Consider the following 20,453-nt stretch of genomic DNA (forward strand, 5'->3'; position numbering starts at 1 on the left):
CATGCCGAACTATTCGATACCCGGGGTGACGGTGGGCCGCACCGGCGCGCGCGTGCTGGGCGTCGTGGTGGTCGCGCTGGTCGCGGCACTGGTCGTGGCCTGGTACGCCTACTCGCACGCGCCGGTCCCCGACCGGGTTCGAATCCAGTTGCGCACCAGTGAGATCGGTGACGGCATCGTGCCGGGTACGACGGTGCGGCTGGACGGGGTGGCGGTGGGCCGCATCACCGCGGTACAGCCGGTCGATCAGGGACGGCAGTTGCTGAGCCTGGATCTCGACCGGTCGCAGACCTCCGAGCTGACCGACGCGTTGAGCGTGGATTACGCCCCGGAGAATCTCTTCGGCATCAGCGCCGTCACGGTGCACCCCGGGACCGGCGGCACCCCGTTGCGGTCGGGCATGGTCATCGATCTGGGCGGGCGTGTCGACGATGTCACCATGGGCGCGCTGCTGCGCAGCCTCACCGACACCTCCACGCAGGTGCTCACCCCGAAGCTCACCGCGTTGCTCACCCAGTTCAGTTCGGATCTACGGGCATTCGCGCCGATCCTGCGGGCGGTGGTGACCCTGGCGCGGACGGTGTCGGACACCCAGCGCTACGCCTCGTCGTTCCTGATCGACCAGTACGGGTCGTTCCTGCGCGGCTTCGGCGACTTCAGTTCCTCAACCTTCAAGCTCTTCGACACCATCATGAATATCGAGGTGTTCGTGAATGATCGGGCCAAATACGACGCATCGGTCAATATGATCGCCAATCAGACGTTTCCGGCCATCGGATCGCTCGCCGACGCCTTGGGCACCTATTTCGGCTCGGCCGCCGACATGTTCGCGCCGCTGCTGTCGGCGATGGCGGCCATGGTCCCGGATCCGGCCGCGGCGCAGGCGAATTTGTCGGAGCTGATCGGCCGGCTGGACCGGATGTTCACCACCGGACCGGACGGGACCTCGATCGATGTCGCGGTGACTCTGCGCGGGGTGCCGGGTTTGGCGGTACCGCTGCTGGGTCAGCAGGCGTTCGCCGCGCTGACCACACCGGGAGCGGGCCGATGAAGCGGCCCACCTTGCGGGGAGTGCTGGTGCGACTGGGGGTGTTCACCGCTGTCATGGGCGTACTGCTGGCGGTCGTGATCACCGCGATCACGCGCCCGGTCGGCGGCCGAACCGACGGCTACAGTGCCGCATTCACCGATGCCAGCGGGTTGAAGTCCGGTGACGACGTGCGCATGTACGGGGTGCAGGTCGGCAAGGTCACCGGTATCGACCTGCGGGGCAATCAGGCGCGGGTGCGGTTCACGGTGCAATCGGATCGGCCGATCTACACCGCCAGTGTGCTCGCCATCCGCTATCAGTCACTGACCGGGCAGCGGTATATCGATGTCCGGCAACCGGATTCATCCGGCACGCGACTGCCCCCCGGTAGCGCCATCGATGCCGACAAGACCGTGCCGTCCTTCGACATCACCCAGTTGTTCAACGGTCTGCAACCGGTGCTGCAGGAGTTCTCCCCCGGTGCGCTCAACAAGTTCGCGGAGAGCGTCCTGGCCGTCATCCAGGGTGACGGCACCGGGATCGGGCCCGCCCTGGACGCTTTCGAGAAGCTCAGCCGCTATGTCACCGATCGGCAGACGGTGCTCAGCGCCATCGTGTCGAATCTGCGGTCGATCTCCGATCAGATCGGCGGCAAGTCCCCGTACCTGATCACCCTGCTCAAAGGGCTGGCGGATGTGTTCACGGTTTTCCAGGATCAGGTGGACGGACTGCTGCAGCTGGCCGCCGTGACCCCGTCCACGCTCGCGCCGCTCAACAGCATCATGTCGATTCTCGGGCTCACGGTCTTCGACAATCCGAGTCTGGACAAGGATTTCCGGCTGCTGTTCCCCGATCCGCAGGCCGCGCTGGATCTGCTCGGCACGCTGCCCGGGCTGCTGCAGTCGATGAGCAATCTGCTGCCGCCGGCCGATGTGCCGCCCGGCCAGTTGCAGCTGTCGTGTTCCAAGGGACAGGCCCAGCTGCCCGACCCGCTGTCGATTCTCATTGCCGGCCAGAGGATCTCGATATGCAATGGTTGAGCGCCCGCAATGATCGGGACCTGCGTTTCGGCCTGTACGGCGCGGCCGCACTGGTGGTGCTGCTCATCGCGGTCGGCGTGCTGTACGTGCTGCCGATCGGGAAGACCACCTACACCGCCGATCTGACCGAGGGCCGCTCGGTGCAGGCGGGCGACGAGATCCGCATTGCCGGGGTGCATGTCGGGAGCGTGAAATCGCTACGGCTGCTGCCGGATCGGGTGCGGATGACGTTCACCGTCAGCGACAATGTCGTGCTGGGCGATCAGACCACTTTGGAAGTCCGCATGCTGACCGTCGTGGGCGGCCATTATGTGGCGGCATTCCCGGCCGGGGACAAGCCGCTCGGCAAGTCGGTGATCGCCCCGGATCGGGTTCGCCTGCCCTACAGCCTCATTCGCACGCTCCAGGACGCCGCCACCCCGGTCGCGCAGGTCGACGGTGACACGCTGCGCAAGAACCTGGCCGCCCTGGAGGGTTCGCTGACCGGCAGCCCGGATGCGCTGCGCCGCATCGGCAATGCCACCCAGGCCTTCGTCGGCATCCTGGACCGCCAGAACGCGGAGGTCTCGCGCGCACTCACCGTCACCGACGAATTCCTCACCGCCATCGATCGGAACAAATCGCTGCTGGGCACGTTCGTGCGCAAGATCGGCCTGCTCGAGACCGAGGGTCTGGGTCAGGCGGCGGGCATCAAGGAGGCGCTGCAGGTGGCGGGTGAACTACTCGCCCGCATCGCCGGGCTCGAACCGACCTGGCGCACCCAGCTGGAACCATTGGTGGACAAGCTGCTCGCGGCACTGCCGCAGCTGAAGGATCTGGGTGCGCGACTCGACACACTGGTCGCGACCCTCACCGGATTGCAGTTGCGCTTGAAGCAGGACGTGACGCCCGCGAGCGGGATCGTGGTGGACCAGTCGGCGGTCACCGTCTGTGTCCCGGTCCCCGGCCGGGGGTGCTGAGGCATGAAACGCGTCCTGGGATCGCAGGGTTTCCTCACCGCCGTCGGCGTCACCATGGCGGTGCTCGTCGCGCTGGTGGCCTACCTGATCGCCTTCGATCCGCTGAAGAAGACGCAGAGCTATTGCGCGATCATGCCCGACGCGGTGGGCCTCTACCCCGGCAATCACGTCACCATGCTCGGCATCCCGGTCGGCACGGTGCGCGCGCTGCGCGCCGAAGGACCGAGTGTGCGCGTCGATTTCGAGGTGCAGGCCGACCATCCACTGCGCGGCGAGGTCATGGCCACCACCGTCTCCGACACCCTGCTCGCCGATCGCGATCTGGAAGTGCTGGGCGACACCAAGTCCCGCACCGACTGGCCGCGATCGACCTGTATCACCAAGACCTTCACCCCCAAGAGCATCACCGAGACGCTGCACGCCTTCACCGGGCTGGCCGATCAGCTCAACGGTTCCGGCGATCCGGCCGAGAGCACCCGGGTGCGCGACGCGGTAGCCGCCTTCGCCCAGGCCACCGACAACACCGGGCAGCAACTCAATCAGCTCATCAAAGATCTCGGAACCGCGCTGCGGCAACCCGACGCCGCCATCGGGCATCTGGGCGATCTCATCGACGCCTTCGCCTCGCTGACCGCGAGCGTCTCGGTCAACTGGTCCGATATCAAACACACCCTCACCGATTTCGCGCCGGGCCTGACCCTGGTCAACGAGGTGTGGGCCAGCGCCGTGCAGCTGTTGAACGGGCTGCTGGTGGATTTCCCCATGTTCAACAATATTTCGCACAAGTACGGGCACGAGATCCTCGACGGGCTCGACGAGATCATCCCGTATCTGAAGTTGTTGTCGGCGAATATCGGCACGCTGAAGAAGATCATCGACATGATTCCGTCGCTCGCCGACGCCTTCCGGCAGGCTGTCGATCCGGATACCGGCCAGGTCCGGATCACCTATGCCGCACCGAAGATCGCGTTGCCGCAGGTGCTCGCCGACCAGGTGTGCGCCGCCGTCGACGCGGCGATGCCCGGGCAGTGCCACAGCGCGGCGGGCGGGCTGGCATCGGTGAATCTCGTTCCCCTCGTGCTCGGACTGGCAGGTGCGCGATGAGCATTTCCCCCCTCCGACACCGGATCCTGTGTGCCGGACTCGCGCTCGGCCTGGCCGCCGCCCTGACCGGCTGCACGCTGGACCCGGCCAAGGTCCCCATGCCCGGCGCGACGGTATCGGGCCCGACCTATCCGGTCACCATCGAATTCGCCAATGCCCTGAATCTGCCCGCGCAGGCGAAGGTGGTCGCCAATGGCGCCAAAATCGGCAGCCTGCGGTCGGTGCGGGTGATCGATCCCTCCCCCACCGGACCGGGCCGGGTGGAGGCGGTGGTGGAGATCTCCGATTCCGTCCGGTTGCCCGCCACCACTACCGCGCAGTTGCGCCAGAACACCATTCTGGGCGATATCTTCATCGGCCTGACCACGCCCACAACGGGTTTCGATCAGACCATTCGTCCGGGTGGCGTGATCCCCCTGGCGCGGACGAAAGCGCCACTGCAGGTGGAGGATCTGCTGGCCGGGCTCTCGCAGTTCATCGGCGGGGGCGCGCTGCACCAGGTGCAGCAGATCATCGACCAGTCCAATGCGGTGCTGCCCGAGCAGCCCGCCGACACCGCCCGCATCTTCGGCACCCTGGGCCGCGATGTCGAGGACGTCAGCGGCAATCTCGATACCGTCGACCGCTTCCTCGACGGCATTCAGGCCGATCTCGGTTCGGTGCTGGACAATCCGCGTCAGCTCGCCGAACTGCTGAGCCCGCGCGGGTCGGTGGAGATTCCCGCCGACGCCAACTCGCTGATCCAAACCCTCGGCGTGGTCGGCAATCTCAGCATCATCGCGCAGGCGATCCGCTGGCTGGGGCCGCTGCTCACCGTCGGTGATGCCACCGCGAAAGCATTCGTGCCCTTGCTGTTCGGATCCAATCCGCTGGATCTGAGCGCGCCCTCGAACCTGAATCGGTTCGTGGCGTTGGTGCGCGACAAGGTGGTTCCGTTCGCCGCGAAACCCGAGGTGAACATCACCGGGGTGACCGTCGAGGGTGCCCCGCCGCTGGCCGGTGATGTGCAGGTCGATGCCGTCGCGCGGGCGTTGCGCATGATCGGAGTGGTGCGGTGAAGCCGAATGCCCTGGTCTCGCTGGGCAGCATCCTCGTCATTCTGGTCACCGGCAGCCTCTACCTGGGTTTCGGTGTGGCGGGGGTGGATTGGTTCCGGCACGAGATCCGCGTGACCCTGTCGGTGCCGGAATCCGGTGGCCTGCTGCCCCGGTCGAAGGTGCTGCTGTCAGGTATCGAGGTCGGCCGGGTGACGGGTGTCCGGCACGTCGGGCGGGGCGTGCGGGTGGATTTTCGAGTGGACGCGAAATACCGCATCCCGGTGGCGAGTCCGGCCCGCATCGAGGATCTGTCCGCGCTCGGTGAGCCCTCGCTGGACTTCCGGCCCACCGGGGACGCGGGACCGTATCTGCGCGACGGGCAGACCGTGCAGGCCGACCAGGTCACCCGGCCGCTGTCGATCCCGGAGGTCGCCAAGACGCTGACAGCCCTACTGCGGCAGGTGGATCCGGCCGCGCTGACCTCCATCGTGGACACCTTCAGCCGCGCCCTGGCCGGGACCGAGCAGATCGTGCCGCAACTCTCGCACGCCACCGATCTGCTGGCCGCCACTCTCCTGAGCCGCACCGACGCGCTCCGGCGGCTGCTGACCTCGCTGCAGGACCATGCCACCGATATGTCGTGGGCGGGACCGGCATTGGTGGACGCGGCCGGACCGTGGGCGGATTTCGGGCCGCGGGTCGCCGATGTGGCCGAGGCCATCGCCCGGGTCATCCGGGTGGGCGATGTGCCCGGCGACTATCTCGTGGACACCCCCGACACCATCGGGCTGGTGCCGCTGCTCAATCAGCTCACCACCCGGTTGCATCAGCTGGGACCCGCTCTCGCGCCGTTCATTCCGCTGTTCCAGCCCTTGGCCACGGCGGGCATCGACGCCGCGGGCAAGCTCGATCTCGGCGCGCTCATCGCGCAGGCCTTGCACACCACCAGCCCCGACGGGACGCTGCGCTTGCAGATCTCGGTGAAGTAGCCGCCACACGAAAACCTGGGAGCAGCAATGGAAAAGGACGCGGACACCGACTCCGAGCAGATCCGGCCGCAACCGCGGACCGTGTCGCTGTCGGTGTCGTCGCTCGGGTGGACGGCCGCGGTCGCGGTGCTCGCGATCGCGGTCGTGACGCTGGCCGGATTCCTGATCGCCGCCCGGAGCGACATCTCCCATCGCGAGGCTCGAGCCTCCGACGACCGGCATGCCGAACAGGTCGCCACCGATTACGCGGTCGGCGCGTCCACGGTCAACTTCGCCGACTTCAACTCCTGGGTGGGTCGTTTGAAGGCGAATACCGCGCCCGCCCTCTCCAGCAAGTTCGATACCTCCGCACCGAAACTGCAGGAGATCCTGACTCCCCTGAAGTGGACCTCCACCGCCGCACCGATCACCGCCAAGGTGATGTCGGAGTCGGGTGGCGTCTACAAGGTGAACGTCTTCATCAATGTCACCTCCACCAATGCCCAGAACCCCGACGGCGCGCAGACCACGGTCACCTACAACGTGACCGTGGACCGCGGCTCCGACTGGAAGGTCACCGATGTCGGCGGCATGGACGGCGCACTCCCCCTCAAGTAGCTCGGTCCGCTGAACGTTCCCGTGCGCTGTCTCGTGGTATCAGTCCAGGTGAGGCCCCTGCTCACCCGAGATCCCGACTCGGAGATGTGTCATGCACCTGCTGACCACGGAGACGCGCCCCCGGACCGAACCCACCGCGCTCGGCGGGATCGTGCTCGGGCTGTTCCGCATACTCATCGGCGTTTCCTTCGCCCTGCACGGCTATTCCGAACTGTTCGGGAAGCCGGTCCACCCCTACGGCCATCTCCCCGCGCTCTTCAGTTGGCCGCACTGGTGGGCGGGCATCATCGAACTGGTGGCCGGGGCCGCCGTGGCCTTGGGCCTGGGCACCCGGCTGGCCGCTCTGCTCTGCTCGGGTGCCATGGCCTACGCATTCCTGACCGTGCACCTGAAACACGGCATCCTGCCCATCGTGAACGGTGGCGAGCCGGCGGCCCTATTCTGCTGGTCGTTCTTCCTCATCGCCGTGCTGGGCTCCGGTGCGTTCGCCCTCGACACGCTGCTGGCACGGCGAGGCCGGTCGCGGCAGGATGCCACGACCGGCTGAGCTTGCCGCGCTTACGGATTGAAGGGGATCGCGGTGCCCGCAGGGACGCACGGGGCCGGGTCGGCTGCGCCGTAGAGCCGCGACAGCGCGACCTTCAGCGGGCCGAACAGCAGAGTTTCGAGGTCGTTGCGGACGGGAGTGGTGAAGCAGTAGCTGGGCCCGGCCGCACCCTGCGGCGAGACCTCGGCGGCGGCGGATTCGGAGAGATTGGCGTCGGGGGTGGTGGCGCGGGTGCAGGCGTCCGCGGATTTCAGAATGTTGCAGTCGAGCCAGTCGACCGCGAAATGGGTTGAGGCGGCCCAGGATCCGACCGCACGCGGGGTGGCGAAGTCGATATTGGAGGTGTCGCCGTGACTGCCGCCCTTCAGGACCAGGAACTGCAGGGGCGCGTTGTCGCGGGCATTGGCGCGGACCCAGTCGTACCAGGATTTGCCGCCCAGCGGACCGTCGGTCGGGTCGAAACCGATATGCGCACCCGCGAGATCGATATCGTTGACGGGGAAGACGCCGCCGACGGTGACGCCGGGGATGTCGGTGTCGGCGGTCTGGATCTGGGTGGGCACATTCCCGAAGCTCGGTTCGAACCCCGACATGAGCACCGCCGCAGCGGGTTTCGGTAGCGGACGACCGTCCATGCCCTGGCCTTCGCCGAGGTCGTAGAGGTAGTGGCTGGTGGCGATGGAACCCATGGACTGCGCCATCAGGCCGATCCGATCGGTGTCGACCAGGTCGAGCAGCGGATTGCGGTCGTTGTCACCGGCCGGAGCGTAAGCGGGGTCGTATCGCTTGCCCACGCGCGGAATGTGCACGGTGTTCCAGAATCCGACCGGGCTGGAGGTGTCGCCCAGCACGGACTGCGTGTCCGATGCCGGGAGGATGTCGTCACCGACCACCCAGCGCACCACGTCCTCGATGTCACGGCACGGGCCCGACGCGAAGCAGTGCGGGGTGTTGTAGGGCACGACCTCGTCGAGCACCGTGCCGTCGCTCGCGCCCTGCCCGGCTTCGTCGTAGGTGAGGCCGATGTAGCCGTGCCGGACCGCGGTCATGGTGTAGGCGTAATAAGAGGACTGCGGCACCACCGCACCGTTGGAGAACACCGTCATGGGGAACTTCCGGCCCGGATTCGCGCCGAGCGCGTCCTCGGGCAGCCACAGGGTCGCGGCCATGCGCAGGCCGCGCGCGTTCACGATCTGGATCTTGCGGGCCTCACCGAGTTTGAAGTCCGCGCCCGGGGTGTCGCCGGAAACGCAGTCGCCGCTGCGGGTTTCGTAGAGCACGGTGTCGTCGGGCTGGATGCAGGGGTAGCGGAACGCCCCGGTGAGGCCGACATTTCCGGGGCTGGTGGTCGGTGAGTCGCCGTCGAGGACGTTGTCGGCGGCGTCGCCGAAGACGCCGCTGTGACTCCAGTTCGGCAGGAACAGCCGATTGGCCGCGATCGGTTGCGCGCCGAGGGCAGTCGGGAGCTGGCGGATGGTCTCGTCGAGCACCTTCTGGATGTTGTCGCGCAGCTTCTGCTGTCCGTCGGGACCCTGGTATTGCCCGGGATCCAGCATGGGCGCGAGGTCGGCGAAGGCACGGCCCGGCAGGCTGGTCAGGTGGCTGATCCAGTACTGCCATTCGGCGGGCTGCGCCCAATCGTGCTGATAGCCCTGCAGCAGCATGGCCATGTTCTGCAGGATGTAGGCCGGGTCCACGGTGTCGGGAGTGGCGGGTGCCGTCGCGGCGGGGTCGGGGGGCTCGGCCACCGCGGGCGCGGCGGCACAGCCCAGCAGGCCGACGGCGAATATCGCTGTGGCGCAGCGAATCCGAGCCCGGGTCGAAACGTTCACGTTGGGTCCTCCCTCTTGTTCCGCAGTGCATCAGACAGTGAAATCCCTGGCGTGCACCGGACGCGAGGACGTGATCGGCCAACTTGTTGTCGTTATCAGCCGCGCGAATTCTGTCGGTTTATGTCAATCACCTGTCTTCCGGCGAACTGCCCTGACATTGTCTGAGCCAGTTCAATGCGAGAGAGACCCGGATCACAGTCGATCCGGGTCGCGATCGAGGTGAACCAGGAGGTCCGGGTGCGTAGAGCCCGTCGTATTCGTGGTCTGGCAGCGCTGCCGGCGGTGGCGTTGCTGGCGCTGGGCGGGCTGTCGGCCGCCCCCGCACAGGCCGACGCCTATCCCGGACCGCAGCCGCCGGACCCGTCGTACGTGTTCACCGAGATCGGGCAGCTGTTCACCGGAACCTTCGTCGACGCGATGACGCCCGGCCAGCTCCAATACTTCGTGCAGGCAGGCATTCTCGACACGGCGGGCCGCCTGTCGGAGCCGTTCGTGGATCTCACCAAGCCGGAGACCTGGCACACCCCGCAGGGCGCGTCCGGCGCGGCGGCGGCGGCACAGAAGTTCTGGGACGCGCTGACCCATGTCGCGCCGTTCGGGCTCGGACTGCCGACCCATCCGGCCTACATTCCGGACTGGAATCACAACGGGCGCTTCGGAGTCGCGGACGCCGAGGACGCGCTGCACGACGACGATTACGACGATCCGGCCTACGCGCAGGCGCAGTACCGGCTGCCGTGCAACAACCCCGACGGCACGGTGTGGTTCGAGACCGAGGACGGCAGCTGCGCCCCGACCGACGCACCGGTGACGTTCAAGCTGGCCACGGTGAAGAAGTTCCGCATCGTCAATGCGCGCGGAATCTCGTTGGCGGGCAAGGTGTTCTTCCCCGCCGGGGTCGATCCGGATCATCCCGATGCGCAGAAGCATCCCGTGACCATCGGCTTCCCGGGTGCGTCGGAGCATCAGAGCGATGTGGGCATGTACGCGATGGGCGCGGCCCGCAACGGGTTCGTCAGCTTCACCTTCGCGCAGGCCGGGCAGCCGGGCAGTGACGGCAACGCGCTGGATCTGCTCACGCCGCTGCTGGCGTCGTGGGGGTGCTTCGCGCCGGGGTCGTGCCTGGACGCGCAGGATGTGACGCGCTGGGTGGCGGGGCAGGACATCACGGCCATCAGCGATCTGAACAACGAGGTCGGAAACCTGCTGCGGCTGCAGAATCCGCGTCTGGTGCGGATCAATCCGGCGTATGCGCCCGAGGGTGAGAATCAGCGCAATCCGTGGCTGGATCTGCTGGATCTCGATCACATCAACCTGTGGGGTCAGTCGGTCGGCTCGATCGGCATGTCCTCGTATCTGCGCTGGCAGGATCAGGGCCACGGGTACGACGGGCGGCCGATCCCCCGGGTCGACTCGTTCGTGGGGATGTCAGGGTTCACGCAGTCGGTGGCGTCGGCGGCGGTGCAGTACCAGACCGCCGATCTCGATATCCCCGGGCTCAACGAGAACGGTCTCATCATCCCGAATCCGATCCTCTCGGCGACCGACGGCCCGATCGGCACCAAAGATCTCTACGACTTCGAGCGCCGCGACCCGCGCAGCACCTCCCCGATGATGACGGTCACCTACGAGGGCGGCAGCCACGGCGACTCCATCAACTGGCTGGGTGTCCCGCACAATGTGAAATCGCCTGCGCTGTCGGTGCATTACGCCATGTCGTGGTTCAACTGTTATGGCCGCGCCGACACCGATCAGGCGGCCTGTGACGCGCTGAGCACGCCGATCGACGGGCTGTCCCGGGCGGTGGCCACCGAGTACGCGCCGCAGGGCCACGACGGGCCGAGCCTGTGCGTCACCATCCCCGACCGCGCCACTCTCGAGCAGGTGCTGCGGCCGCAGATCTTCCTCCAGAACCTCACCTCCAGTCCCGGCTGGCACGACTGCACCCCGCAGTGACCCCGAATTCCTCAGGAAAGCAACACATGTCGATACACAAGACGCTGCTCACCACCGGCGCGCTGGCGGCCTCGCTGGCACTGGCCGGGCTGAGCGTTCCGGGCGTGGCGAGCGCCGCCCCGGACAGCGGATCCAGCCTCACCGGATCCACCGGACCGAATCCGGTGTTCGAGGATTCGGTCGAGTACTACGCGGGCGGACTGGGTTCCGGGTACGGCTCGCAGACGATGGCCACCGGTGACTTCTTCCACGACGGCAATCAGTCGGTGGCCGCCACCGGTGTGGCCGGCGGGGTCGCGATCATGCGCGGAGACGGGCACGGGAAGCTGCGCCGAACCCAGTTCATTCCCACCGAGATCGGCGCGAACGCCGTGGTCGCGGGCGATCTGCGGGGCACCGGGAACCTGGATCTGGTGGTGAGCAATCAGCTCAGCATCACGGTGCTGTTCAATGACGGCAACGGCAATTTCAGCGTCGACCGGGTGTATGCACGCGACCCGAATCCCGATGTCACCTACCGCACCGGCGGGCTGCCGGTGGGTGTGGAGCTCGGCGATTTCAACCACACCGGGCATTTGGATCTCGCCTTCAACAATCTGGTGCCGGTGCCCGGCGCGATCGGCGTCATGCACAATGACGGGACCGGTCACTTTGCCGAACCGCAGTGGCTGGCAGCGGGTTTGATCCGCTCCACGGTGTTGGTGGCCGATGTCGACAATGACGGCTACGACGACATCATCACCGGCGATCTGGGCACCACCGGGTTCTGGGTGCTGATCAACGATCATCATGGCGGATTCTTGCCGCCGCGCTGGAATCTGCTGCCGCTGCCGGACGAGGATCTGAAGGCAGTCGACATGGATGGCGACGGCAATGTCGATGTCATCTCCGCGAATGTCGCGGCATTCAGCTTCTCGATCAGCTACGGCGACGGCCACGGCAATTTCGGGCCGCCGCAGATGACCTTCGGCCCGATCGCCCCGTGCGCCATCGCGATCGGCGACTTCACCGGTAGCGGCCGCAAGGATATAGCCGCCATGCAATACGTGCCGTCGACGGCGATGGTCTATCGCAACAACGGCGACCGGACCTTCAGCTATGTCGAGCAGCACACCATCGGGCTGGGTTCACAGGCCGGTGAGGCCGTGCGCCTGGACAACGACCGCCACGACGACATCATCACCATGAGCATGCTGTCGGAGTCCGTGGCCGTGCTGCGCAACCGCATTCCCCTCAATTCCGATGAAGGACAACAGGATCGATGAAGAGCATGATCACGGCCGGGCTGGCGGTGACCGGGAGTGCGCTCGCGGTCACCGCGTCGCTCGGCGCACCCGGGGCGAATGCCGTGGAGCCGATGCTGTCGTGGGGCACCAGTTTCGGCGGCACCAGCATCAATCACCTGACCACTGCTCCGGCCGGTGCGGTGTTCGACGGTGACATCGGCACGCTGACCCCGGCCGTCGCGCCGGGCGTGCTCGGTGTGCTGGCGACAACCGCGGGCGGGCACTGTGTTTCGGGTCAGTACGCGTTCTACCCCAAGGACGGGAGCTCGCCGGAGATCGTGCCGGTGGGCACCACGTGCGGGCTGCCGGTGATCTACGCGGTCACCGCGGGCCGTCCCGCGGGCGTGTACGCCGAGGTGTGCGCGGAGATCACCACCGACCCGTACCGGACTCGCACCTGCCTGCGTTTCCCCAACGACTGACGAAAGCCCTTTCATGACTGCCTCTTTCACCCGACGGATGTGCACCGGCATGGCCCTGGCCGCCCTCGCGGCCATGCCCGCCGCCCCGGCGCTCGCCGACACACCCACCCCGGCCGACACTCCCGCGGTCAACGAACCGGCCGCGCCGCAGCCCGCACCGCTGCCCCCGGGCCTGACCACCAGCGCGGGCTGGCTACCGCCGATCAACTTCAATGTCAATCTGGCCGGATTCGACTTCAAGCACACCGATCTCACGCCCGAGTGGGCGACCTACGACGCGGGCAACTGGTATGTCAGCCCCGATCTCCCGATCTGGACGCTGGGCTGGCTGGCCGATCTGAAGCTGGGCGATCCGAACGGCGCGGACGCCGAGATGACGCTGTACCTCAAGGACGGTACGCAGGAGGTGGTCCCGCTGCACTCCAATCTGACCGTCTGGAACTACCTGTCGAACCATCCGGGCCGTGATTACGCCATGGTGTGCCATCGCGCCATGCAGCCCGGCGACGCGGGTCAGCGCACCTGCTTCCGCTTCGTCAACTGACCCACCGACCACAGAGGTATCCCACCGATGCGATCCCCCACCCGCCTGCGCGGCCTGACAGCGCTGACCGCCGTCGCGGTCACCACCTCGAGCTGCCTCGTCGCCGCCGGGCTGGCCACTGCCGAAACACCCGGGCGCACCGAGCAAGTCGTCGAGAACTGGGGCGGCATCGAGGTCCGCGAGATCACCCTGGACAGTCCGATGCTGCCGTCCGCAGGCCCGCACCCGCCGGAATGCGACAAGATCAGCTACTTGCGCTACCGGCTCACCGACGGGCCCGAGGATCCCGAGCAGGCCGACGCCGTGCTGGTCATGCAGCCCGGGGCGACCGGCAGCGCGTACTCGATGGACCGAGTGGCGCGAAATACGCTGCACCAGTTGGCGGGAACGGGCAAGAAGGCGGAGTGGTGGTCGATCGCCCGGCGCGGGGTCTGCCAGCAGGACAACACCGGCATCGACGCGGCACGTGCGGCCGGCGACTACCGGCTTGCGCTCGATTACTACTACAACGGCAAGGAGATCGACGGGAAGACGTTCCCGGGGTGGCGCGGGCTGTGGGGCGACAAGATGGGCGCGGACTTCGGCGTCGCCCAGACCTCGCAGGACGAGTACGAGGTGCTCACCCGGGAGCTGCCGGATCAAGGCTTCCGGCAGACGAAGACGTTGTGCGGCGGGCATTCCCAGGGCGGGCTGCTCACCGGATTGTTCGCGGCGACCGACTTCACCGGGAACCGGGCCGACGCCGGGTACAACCAGTGCGCCGGGTTCGTGGCCTTGGACACGCTGGTGACCGCGGATCCGGTGGGTTCGAAGGTCGATCCGCTGTTCAGCAAGCTCAGTGAGCTGGGACTGGCACTGCCGGAAGCGATTTCGACGGCCTTGCTGAAGTTCGGTCTGGCTCCGGCGGACAATGCGCTGATCCCGATCTTCAACCCGCAGACCTTCAACGCGCTGGCGATCCTGGGGCTGGCCGCCCAGTTCGAACCCGACGCCGAATCCGATGTGCTGAAACGTCTTCCGGTGACGTGGGGACTGGACAGCACGTTCCGGGTGGGCGGTGCCAACACCTGGGCCGACTTCCTCACCGGCGCGAACAGTCTGCGTGACTTCCGTTTCACGAATCAGGCGGCGTTCGGTCAGCTGCTCAGCAAGAACGGCATGAACATCGGCCTGGACCAGGTGAGCCTGGGGACGCTGGCGGGTGGCCCGGTGGAGGAGAAGACGTTCCCGCTAGCGGATGGGCTGCAGCACATTCCGCTCATCGGGCTGGGTGTCGGTGGCGCGCTCGGACACGAGAAGCGGGTGGGTCCGGTCGATCCGAACACGCTCTACAGCTGGGACGACTACCGGCACACCCCGACCACGTTCTACACCGATCCGTGGAAGGAAGTCGTCGACATCAACGACTTCGCCCGAATGGTCACCGGGCCACTGGGATTCACCGAATGGTATTTCCCGACCCGGGTGCTCTACGACACGTTCCTCGCCCTGGGCGGCAGCCGTACCGGTTCGCTGTCGAACATCAAGTACAACGCCGAGGTGATGCAGAAGCCGATGATCACGATCAACGGCACCGACAGCATCGTGCACGACATCCTCGACGCGCAGGACCTGGCCGCCTCGATCATCCCGACCGCACCGCACTTCCAGCGCGTGATCGTGCCGGGGTACACCCATATCGACACTCTGGCCGGGGCGGAGACTCAGAACGACGGCAGCCCCGACCCGGTCGGGGTCGCGATCGCCGATTTCACAGCCCGGACCATCGGCTGAGGCCGCATTTCAACTGGCTGACGCCGCAATTCACGCGGCTGAGGCCGCAAATCAGCTGGCCGAGGTCGCAATTCACTCGGCTTCGGCCGCACCCATCTCTCACGAAGGAATCGCCGTGGCAATCAAATCCGATGTCGCGGCTCGACTCGACGCCTCGCCGCACTGGCGGGGCGCTCGCGCCGAGCTGGCTCCCGAGCTCGGACGGTTCCGCAGCACGCACACGTTCACCTGGCTGGCATCCCGCGCCGGGGGCGGGATCGGCGGCGGCGGACGGGTCAAGCTGCTCGAGGTGATGGGGCTGAGCGGGGCGATGGCTTTGTGCTACGCCCCGCTCGGGCTGCGGGTCGTGTTGCGCAGCAAGCTGACTCGCGTCGACTGCGAGCTGGCGACGCTGCGCACGGCGTGGAATGCGCGCGCCCGCTACGAATGGCATCACCACGTGTACGCGTCGCGCTTCAGCGGGCTGTCGTTGGAGACAGTGGAGCGCGTCACCCACGGCCCGGACGCACCCGGGTGGACACCGGCCCAGCGGCTGTTGCTGCTCGCGGTCGACGAACTCTGCGCCGACCGGATGATCAGCGAACCGACCAGTGCGGCGCTGTCCCAACATCTTTCGCACGCCCAACTGGTCGACCTGTGCATGCTGGTCGGCCACTACGACATGCTCGCCATGCTGCTCATGACCTTCGGCATCGAACCCGAACCGGAAACCTGGCGGCGCGGCCCCTTACGCCGGCTGCGCGACACGTCGACCGGCGACGGGATCACCCCCTCCTGGCTACCCGCCTTCAACCGCCGCGTCACCAACCGCCTGGCTCGCCTCTACGCCGGAAAACTCCCGCCTTACAGCCTGATCCACCATCGCGGCCGCAAATCCGGCACCCCCTTCACTACCCCCGTCGTCGCCCACTACGACGACTCTCTCCTGATAATCCCGCTCCCCTACGGCACCAACACTGACTGGGTCCGCAACATCCTCGCCGCGGACGGCGGCTCCGCCACGTACCGCCACCGCACGGTCCCCTTCAAAAACCCCCGGCTCGTAGACGCCGCCGGCGCCACCGACCTTCCGGCTCGCGCCCGCCGCTACACCCGTCTGGTCCAGGTACTCGTAGCCGACCTCGTCACGGCCTAGATTTCTCGAATAGTGCTGCCATACAGGACATTTCGGGTTCCCAGGGATCTTGTGCGGCGGTAGAATTAGCACATGCATTCGAAGGGGGAATCACTCGACAACAGCGGCATCACCGCCCTGGTGACCGCGGTGCAGGACTTCTCGAACACCGTGCACGACAACGGCCTCGCCGTGCTGAGCGACACCGATTTCGTGGAAGCCCTGCGCCAGTTGGAAACTTGTAAACGTCAACTGTCGGCGCTGGATTCACGCCTGATCATCGCCGTCACCGAACGTGACCTGCCGCAATCCACCGGCACCGGTTCGGCGAAGGAATTCCTCCGTCAAACGTTGAGCCTGTCGCGTTACGACGCCGCCGGCCGCGTGAGGATCGCCCAGTCCTGCGGCGACCTCCTCGACATCACCGGCAACCCTCGCGGCGATACTCTGTCCGCGACCGCGGAAGCCTACGAGTCGGGCGCGATCTCCCGCGACCACACCCGCAACATCGTCGACGTCATGACCCACCTGCCCGCCGACACCGCCGCCGAAGCGTACGCCGAGATCGAGCAACACCTCGTCGAACACTGCCTGACCGGCGGGCCCGACGACCTCCCCAAAATGGGCCGCGAAATCCTCGCCCGCCTCGACCCCGACGGCACAGTCATCTCCGACGCCGACCGCCGCCGCCGTCGCGCCCTCACCCTGGGTCGCGCAGGTGTGGACGGCATGTCCAAGATCGAGGGCTGGCTGACCCCAGAACTGCGCGCCTACCTGGACGCCTTCTTCGCCAAGTACGCCCGCCCGGGCATGTGCAACATCGACGACCTCGAACCGCTTGCGCTGTCGGCGAAGTCGTTCGACTCGAAGGTGTTGGAGGCGGCTGCGCGTCGTGATCGTCGTGACGCGGGTCAGCGCACCCACGATGCCCTGTTCGCCCTGCTGCAGCCGGTCCCGTCCACCGGCAAGCGTGTCGCCATGCCCGGCACCTCGGTGGCTGTGGCTGGCACGCGTGGCCACGTGGTGGCCGCGTCGGGAACATCCGGCAACACGGCGGCCGCGACTGCTGCACCGGACACCTCGGCTGTGCCTGGCGCGCCCGGTAACTCGGTGACTGCGACCGGTGCGGCCGTCGGTTTGATTGCTGCGGCCGGTGGGTCTGCGACCTCGGCTGGCGTCGTCGGCGCAACCGATACCTCCTCCGCCGCGGGATATGGCGAGTCCTTGGGTGCAGCAGCCGCATTCGGTGAATCCTTCGGCGCTGCCGCCACGTTCGGCCAGCACCGTGGCCTCAAGACCCAGGTCATCCTCACCATGAGCCTCGCCGACCTCGAGCGTGGTGCGGGTCTGGCATCCACCGCGACCGGCGGGCACGTGTCCATCAACGAAGCCCTGAAGATGGCTGCAGGTACCCGCCCCGTCCTGGCAGTCCTTGACCCGCACGGGATCCCGCTGTTCCTGGGCCGAGGCAAGCGCCTCGCCTCCCCGGGGCAGCGCCTCGCCCTGATCGCGCGGGACAAGGGCTGCACCCGCCCCGGCTGTGATGCTCCTGCCTCGATGTGCGCGGTCCACCACATCGTCGACTGGGCCGACGGTGGCCCGACGGATCTGTCGAATCTCGCTCTGGCGTGCGATCACTGTCACGCCCTGGTCAACGACTCGGTCGACGGCTGGAAAACCGTAGTCATGGACAAGGACTCGGCCCACCCCGGCCGCTGCGGCTGGATCGCCCCCAAGCACGTGGATCCGACCGGCACGCCGAAGGTCAACCAGCGTCATCACTTGGGGGCGTTGGTTGCCGCTGCGGTGGATTCCAGTTGCCGGCAGTGGGGTTCACGGGTGGCGTGAAACCCGGACGGCCGGTGTACAGCTGGCGTTCGCAGGGCAGGGGAAGTGTGGTTACGTCGCCTGCCCTACCGCACTTGGGCTGACGCCAAGTTGGGAGCCGTGACCCGCCGATCCCGGCCCACGGACTGCACGCATCACCTTCTCGAGACAAAACAAAACAGAACAAGACAAAACAACACAACAACGCCGAAATCTCCCGGTAGGACTCTCCACCCCCGTCGCCCTGGTCGCCGAGTGGCACATTTTCTCGGGCAAATCACCCAAAACCCCTCCGGAATGTGCCACTCGACGAAAACCATCGGGCAGTGCGCCTTCGGCGACAATCTCGAGGTTCTTTGACAACTCCACAGCGCAGCGATTGCCCACAGAACGGTCGGTCCACCTCGGGTGCCCCACCCACCCACCCACCCCTGCCAGCGGATCCGTAAACGCGGCTACGCCGCCTGCCCGCGCAGCAACGGCGTCCGCGCACCTGGTTCTTGTTTTTCGTTGTTGTTCTTGTTCTTTGACATCCGCACCGAGTCGATGCGCGGCCGGTCGGTGAGGGGGCTGGGGCCGGTGGTGGGCGAGCTCAACCCGGCCACCTTGTTACTCCTCCTCCTGGCCGTCTTTGTCTTTGAGCTTTTGTCTTTTCGGCTCTTGGCTTTTCGGGCTACGGGTTGGCGGGGTGGATGTGGGACATGGCGGCTTCGGTCATGGCGCAGATGGTGAGGCTGGGGTTGACGCCGACGTTGGCGGGGACTGCGGAGCCGTCGCAGATCAGGAGGTTGGTGTAGCCGAAGACTCGGTGGTGGCGGTCGATTACGCCGGAGGCGGGGTCACGGCCGATGACGGCGCCGCCGAGGAAGTGGGCGGTCATGGGTGCGGAGCCGAGGGTTTCGCCGAGGGAGGCGAGGGGTCGGCCGTTCATTTGGCGGGCGGCGAGGGTGGAGATCCGGCGGGCGATGTCTACGGCCGAGGTGCCTTCGGGTGGTGGGGCGGTGGATTCGGTTTGGAGGCGGCCGGGGCCGAATCCTCTTCGCAGACGCAGGGATACGTCGGTGCCGCGCATGACGGTGAAGATGATGGTGCGGCGGGACCATTGGCGGGTGCGGAGGAGTTGAAGGAGGTAGCCGGGGTAAGAGCGGAGGAATTGGGACCAGCGACCGGCGGTGGTAACAGCGGTGGTGGCGGGGCCGTAGGTGAGGGCCAGGAGGCTGCCGCCGTCGCCGTAGGTGTTGTTGGTGATGTGGGTGTGGTCGTCGAGGAAGATGCTGGAGGTGATGGCGATGTCGCTGCGGTAGTCGGAGTCTCGGACCGATGTGGTGGCGGCGGGGATGGATTCGTCGTTGGTGCGCACCACGTCTCCGAGCCGGTCGGACAGGTCGGGCAGGGAGCCACGGCGTTTGCAGGCGGCCAGTAGTTCGTTGGTGCCGAGGGCACCGGCCGCGACCACGATGCCGCGAGCGGTGAATTCCCGGACACCACGGCGTAAGAGCCCCGGCCGGTGTGCGCGAACTCGGTAGCCGCAGGCCCCGGAGCGGTCACCGACCGGGACGATGTCGACCACCTTGAGTTCGGGAACGACGGTGGCACCGGCTTTCTCGGCCAGCCACAGGTAGTTCTTCGGCAGGCTGTTCTTCGCCCCGTACCGGCATCCGAGCATGCATTGCCCGCACCGCACACATCCGGTGCGAGCGGGTCCTACCCCATCGAAGTAGGGGTCGGGCACCGTTTTTCCGCTCTCACCGAAGTAGACGGCGGTCGGTGTATGCCGATACCCGTGCGGCACACCGAGTTCGAGCGCCAGCTCGCGCATGAGTCCGTCGACCGGCCGCTCACCCTGATATGCCTCGACCCCGAACATGCGTCGCGCGGTATCGAAGTGTGGCGCCAATTCCGCTCGCCAGTCGGCCAATTCGCCCCATTGCGGATGCCGGTAGAACTCGTCGCCCTGCGGTTGGTACATGGTGTTGGCGTAGACCAGGCTGCCGCCGCCGACGCCGACCCCGGCCAGCACCATGGCGTGCCGGTAGGGCGCGAGCCGCAGGATGCCGCGCAGGCCGAGGCTCGGCAGCCACAGGAATCTGCCCAGCTGGGTGGCGCGCTCGGCGAAGTCGGTGTCGGCGAAGCGGCGGCCCTGTTCGAGGATGCCGACCCGATATCCCTTCTCGGACAGGCGTAATGCGCTGACACTGGCCCCGAATCCGCTGCCGACGACGAGCCAGTCGAAGTCGAAGCCCGGGTCGTCACCACCCGTGTCGTCACTACCGATATCGTCGGAGCCGTCGGCCTCGAAGTCCTTGTTCCCGGTCTGGGAATTTTCCACGTCGCAACCTCCGCGCAGCCGATGTCCCGGGGACGCTATCGGTGCGCGGGCCACTGCGAACAGGGCC

Annotated in this window: 18 protein-coding genes; 15 read left to right on the forward strand and 3 right to left on the reverse strand. The window is 66.9% G+C overall.

The window, feature by feature from the left end:
- Position 1: 1 nt before the first annotated feature.
- The 8 genes from ACFXHA_RS12310 to ACFXHA_RS12345 all read left to right on the forward strand — a co-directional run bounded on the left by ACFXHA_RS12310 (position 2) and on the right by ACFXHA_RS12345 (position 7,303).
- Complete coding sequence (locus tag ACFXHA_RS12310) at positions 2-1,051, forward strand: MlaD family protein (RefSeq protein WP_379355799.1); 1,050 nt, start codon at positions 2-4, stop codon at positions 1,049-1,051.
- Positions 1,048-2,070: an MlaD family protein gene (locus ACFXHA_RS12315; protein WP_379355801.1), complete on the forward strand. Its 1,023-nt coding sequence runs from the start codon at positions 1,048-1,050 to the stop codon at positions 2,068-2,070. The genes ACFXHA_RS12310 and ACFXHA_RS12315 overlap by 4 nt, the downstream gene beginning before the upstream one ends.
- A complete protein-coding gene (locus ACFXHA_RS12320) occupies positions 2,058-3,029 on the forward strand; it encodes an MlaD family protein (protein ID WP_379355803.1) in 972 nt (323 codons plus the stop codon). Before ACFXHA_RS12315 ends, ACFXHA_RS12320 begins: the two co-directional genes overlap by 13 nt.
- A 3-nt stretch (positions 3,030-3,032) precedes the next feature.
- A complete protein-coding gene (locus ACFXHA_RS12325; RefSeq protein ID WP_379355805.1) occupies positions 3,033-4,133 on the forward strand; it encodes an MlaD family protein in 1,101 nt (366 codons plus the stop codon).
- Complete coding sequence (locus ACFXHA_RS12330; protein ID WP_379355807.1) at positions 4,130-5,191, forward strand: MlaD family protein; 1,062 nt, start codon at positions 4,130-4,132, stop codon at positions 5,189-5,191. Before ACFXHA_RS12325 ends, ACFXHA_RS12330 begins: the two co-directional genes overlap by 4 nt.
- Positions 5,188-6,159: an MlaD family protein gene (locus tag ACFXHA_RS12335; RefSeq protein WP_379355809.1), complete on the forward strand. Its 972-nt coding sequence runs from the start codon at positions 5,188-5,190 to the stop codon at positions 6,157-6,159. Before ACFXHA_RS12330 ends, ACFXHA_RS12335 begins: the two co-directional genes overlap by 4 nt.
- A gap of 27 nt (positions 6,160-6,186) precedes the next feature.
- On the forward strand, positions 6,187-6,756 hold the full coding sequence (locus tag ACFXHA_RS12340; protein ID WP_379355811.1) for a hypothetical protein: 570 nt from the start codon (positions 6,187-6,189) through the stop codon (positions 6,754-6,756).
- 91 nt (positions 6,757-6,847) lie between these two features.
- A complete protein-coding gene (locus ACFXHA_RS12345; protein ID WP_379355813.1) occupies positions 6,848-7,303 on the forward strand; it encodes a DoxX family protein in 456 nt (151 codons plus the stop codon).
- Positions 7,304-7,314: 11 nt separating this feature from the next.
- Here the strand turns inward: ACFXHA_RS12345 and ACFXHA_RS12350 are convergent, their stop codons facing one another.
- On the reverse strand, positions 7,315-9,135 hold the full coding sequence (locus tag ACFXHA_RS12350) for a hypothetical protein (RefSeq protein ID WP_379355815.1): 1,821 nt from the start codon (positions 9,133-9,135) through the stop codon (positions 7,315-7,317).
- A 237-nt stretch (positions 9,136-9,372) separates the two neighbouring features.
- On the opposite strand from ACFXHA_RS12350, the gene ACFXHA_RS12355 reads away from it, so the two are divergent.
- The 7 genes from ACFXHA_RS12355 to ACFXHA_RS12385 all read left to right on the forward strand — a co-directional run bounded on the left by ACFXHA_RS12355 (position 9,373) and on the right by ACFXHA_RS12385 (position 18,078).
- On the forward strand, positions 9,373-11,091 hold the full coding sequence (locus tag ACFXHA_RS12355; RefSeq protein WP_379355817.1) for a hypothetical protein: 1,719 nt from the start codon (positions 9,373-9,375) through the stop codon (positions 11,089-11,091).
- Positions 11,092-11,117: 26 nt separating this feature from the next.
- On the forward strand, positions 11,118-12,356 hold the full coding sequence (locus tag ACFXHA_RS12360) for an FG-GAP repeat domain-containing protein (protein ID WP_379355819.1): 1,239 nt from the start codon (positions 11,118-11,120) through the stop codon (positions 12,354-12,356).
- Positions 12,353-12,799 carry a hypothetical protein gene (locus ACFXHA_RS12365; protein ID WP_379355821.1) on the forward strand — a complete coding sequence of 149 codons (447 nt, stop codon included), beginning with the start codon at positions 12,353-12,355 and terminating at the stop codon, positions 12,797-12,799. Before ACFXHA_RS12360 ends, ACFXHA_RS12365 begins: the two co-directional genes overlap by 4 nt.
- A gap of 13 nt (positions 12,800-12,812) precedes the next feature.
- Positions 12,813-13,343 (forward strand): hypothetical protein, encoded by a 531-nt coding sequence (locus ACFXHA_RS12370; protein WP_379355823.1) that lies wholly within the window; start codon positions 12,813-12,815, stop codon positions 13,341-13,343.
- Positions 13,344-13,370: 27 nt separating this feature from the next.
- On the forward strand, positions 13,371-15,116 hold the full coding sequence (locus ACFXHA_RS12375; protein ID WP_379355825.1) for a hypothetical protein: 1,746 nt from the start codon (positions 13,371-13,373) through the stop codon (positions 15,114-15,116).
- 115 nt (positions 15,117-15,231) lie between these two features.
- Entirely contained in the window at positions 15,232-16,251 is a 1,020-nt protein-coding gene (locus tag ACFXHA_RS12380; protein WP_379355827.1) for a nitroreductase family deazaflavin-dependent oxidoreductase, read from the forward strand.
- Between the two features lie 72 nt (positions 16,252-16,323).
- Entirely contained in the window at positions 16,324-18,078 is a 1,755-nt protein-coding gene (locus ACFXHA_RS12385) for a DUF222 domain-containing protein (RefSeq protein WP_379355829.1), read from the forward strand.
- Positions 18,079-18,512: 434 nt separating this feature from the next.
- Here ACFXHA_RS12385 and ACFXHA_RS12390 read toward each other — a convergent pair whose 3' ends face one another.
- Positions 18,513-18,653 (reverse strand): hypothetical protein, encoded by a 141-nt coding sequence (locus tag ACFXHA_RS12390; protein ID WP_379355831.1) that lies wholly within the window; start codon positions 18,651-18,653, stop codon positions 18,513-18,515.
- Between the two features lie 77 nt (positions 18,654-18,730).
- A complete protein-coding gene (locus ACFXHA_RS12395; RefSeq protein ID WP_379355833.1) occupies positions 18,731-20,386 on the reverse strand; it encodes a GMC oxidoreductase in 1,656 nt (551 codons plus the stop codon).
- Between the last annotated feature and the right edge of the window lie 67 nt (positions 20,387-20,453).

It is taken from the genome of Nocardia sp. NPDC059240 (assembly GCF_042753865.1).
In the GTDB taxonomy this organism is placed as follows: Bacteria; Actinomycetota; Actinomycetes; order Mycobacteriales; family Mycobacteriaceae; genus Nocardia.